The 2,649-nt window shown below is 36.7% G+C and carries 1 protein-coding gene; it reads right to left on the bottom strand.

The window, feature by feature from the left end:
- Positions 1-2,649: BspA family leucine-rich repeat surface protein (locus tag ACZ2M0_RS09370; protein ID WP_490059275.1), on the bottom strand; the 2,649-nt coding region annotated here is incomplete at both ends.

Raw genomic sequence — 2,649 nt, 5'->3', positions numbered from 1 at the left:
GAACCTTCGGAACCAGTCGAACCAGTTGAACCTTCGGAACCAGTCGAACCAGTTGAACCTTCGGAACCAGTCGAACCTGTTGAATTATCAGAGCCAGTGGAGCCAGTTGAACCTTCAGAGCCAGTGGAGCTGTTAGAACCACTGGAAGTACCGGAGTCATTACCCTTACCAGCATTACTCTTTTCGTATCCAAAGGTAACAGTTTGAGGATCATTAGTAAACTTTAGTTTACTCAACGCATCTTCATATTTATCAGTAGCGTATTTGTTGCCATTAATTTCAACGTAGGCAAGTTTGTAGGTGGGCAACTTTCTGGCTGTGATTGGAATAACCACGTCATTACCAGCAATACCGAATTGATAATCGTTTGGCGAAAGTTTGGCGGTTTTATCGTCCTCAAATTGATAATTAATGGTAATACTGCAAGGATTTGGAATTTTATTAATATTAACATACACATCATAATCCTTACTGCCATCATAATTTTCCATTAAATCAGCACCAGTCCAATAATGAGCTTTAGGCTGAAGACCACCGTTATCTTCATTAACTCCCATGTTAACCCAGATATCTTCTTCATCATGGCCGTCCTGATTGTGACCTAAACCACCGTCCCCATATGTATTTACGACTTTTTTCAAATCATTTCTTCTGCCTAGCATAAGCACTTCAAGGGATGGAAGAACCCTAAGCATATCAACAATAGATGATGAATTTTGTATATCAAAACTACTAAGATCAAGTTTTGCTAGTTTATCACAGCCTCGAAACATGGCATCATATTTAGAAACTTTTCTGGTATTAAAGTTGTGTAGATCCAAACTGGTTAAATTTGAACATTGCCAGAACATATTAGTCATATCACTCACAGCTGCCGTGTTGAAGCTAGTGACATCTAAACTTGTTAAAGACTCACAATTTACAAACATATACGACATGTTACTTACTTTGGCAGTATTAAAATGACTAACATCTATTGCAGCTAATTTAAAACAATCATTAAACATGTTATTCATATCAAGGACGTTTGCAGTATCAAAATGACTAACATCAATGTTAGTTAATGATTGACAATCATCAAACATGTATTTCATGTCAATAACGTTAGAGGTATTGAAAAGAGAAGGACTAAATTTTATACTTGCTAATTTTTTGTCGTAGTAAAACATCCGGCTCATATCACGGACATTTTTAGTATCAAAATTGCTTAAGTCTAAAGTGGTTAAGTTATCACAGCTACCAAACATACTTTCCATACCAGCACGAGATAGTTTTTCAGAAACATTTCCGACATTAGCAGTATCAAATTTAGACAAATCAAGTGAAACTACTTGTTTGCAGGAAGCAAACATTCCTGTCATATCTGTGACTTTGCTAGTATCGAATTTGGATATTAATTTATTTATACTATCAGTAGTAATTGAAATACCAGCAAACATTTTACTCATGTCAGTAACATTTGCGGTAGTAAAATTATCAGAGGCAATAATGTCTGTCAATTTGCTAGAACCTCCGAACATATTCGCCATATTAGTTACTTTAGCAGTATTAAATAGTGATAAGTCTAACTCAGTTATGTACTCACAACCGCTAAACATTCCCTTCATATTTTGGACACTATCGGTAACAAAGGTAGTCGGCAGATTTAATTTAAGCAAATTACGACAAGCACCAAACATATATGACATATCTGTCACTTTTGATGTGTTAAAGCTTGAAACGTCTAACTTAAGAAAACTTTGACAATTATAAAACATATATGCCATGTTTTCAACATTAGAAGTGTTGAATTTGGTTACGTCAATTGACCAAACTTGATTACAGTCATCAAACATATATGACATATCTGTCACTTTATCTGTTTTAAAAGTAGCTGGGAATGCAAAACTACGAAGTCCTTCACAGCCTTCAAACATATGCGCCATGTTTGTGACATTTGAAGTATCAAAGTGAGATAAATCTAACTTAGTTAAAGACTCGTCACCATAAAACATGTGTGACATGTCCGTCACTTTTGTGGTTATGAAAGAAGTTGAACTAGATAAATCGATATTCGTTAGTTTTTTATTTTCACTAAACATGTTTTCCATGCTGGTAACTTCAGAAGTATCAAGATTATCTAGCCCCTTGATGGTTTCTAATACCCCAAGACTAGTAAACAGATCATTTGCAGAGCCAATAATTTTGAGTTTGCCAGTGATATCAATTTCTTTAATGTTAGCGGCTAACACTGGATTTTGTCCACTTAAATTGTAGAATAGGCTGATAGAATGATTGTCACTGTTATCGATTGTGCCACCACTAATTTTTAATATATCACCTTCATCATCAAAACTGATATCTATCCCTTGCCATTTAGTTGGGAAACTTTCCCGAGTAGCTTTAGCAGGGTCAAATTGTGCAGAGCCTGCTTCTTGCTTGTTAGCTTTTGCATCGTCTGTGGCGCTTGGATCGCTGGTATTGCCTGCAGCTGTGTCTGCACTATTTTCACTAGTTGTGCTGCTATTGGCACTAGCCTGGACTTGTCCAGTTTCTGGAGTGCTGCTTGAAGTGCTTGTGTTAGCTTCGCTGTCAGCAGTTTGACTGCTGCTGTTTTGGTCCGTGGACTCATCATCTGAAACTGCTGCACCCTCAGCTTCAGTTTGGTAG

The organism is Lactobacillus sp. VURO6/B1 (VP7), from assembly GCF_058139575.1.
Note: the sequence above shows the minus strand (reverse complement) of the source record. Positions and strands in the feature narration are given on the sequence as shown.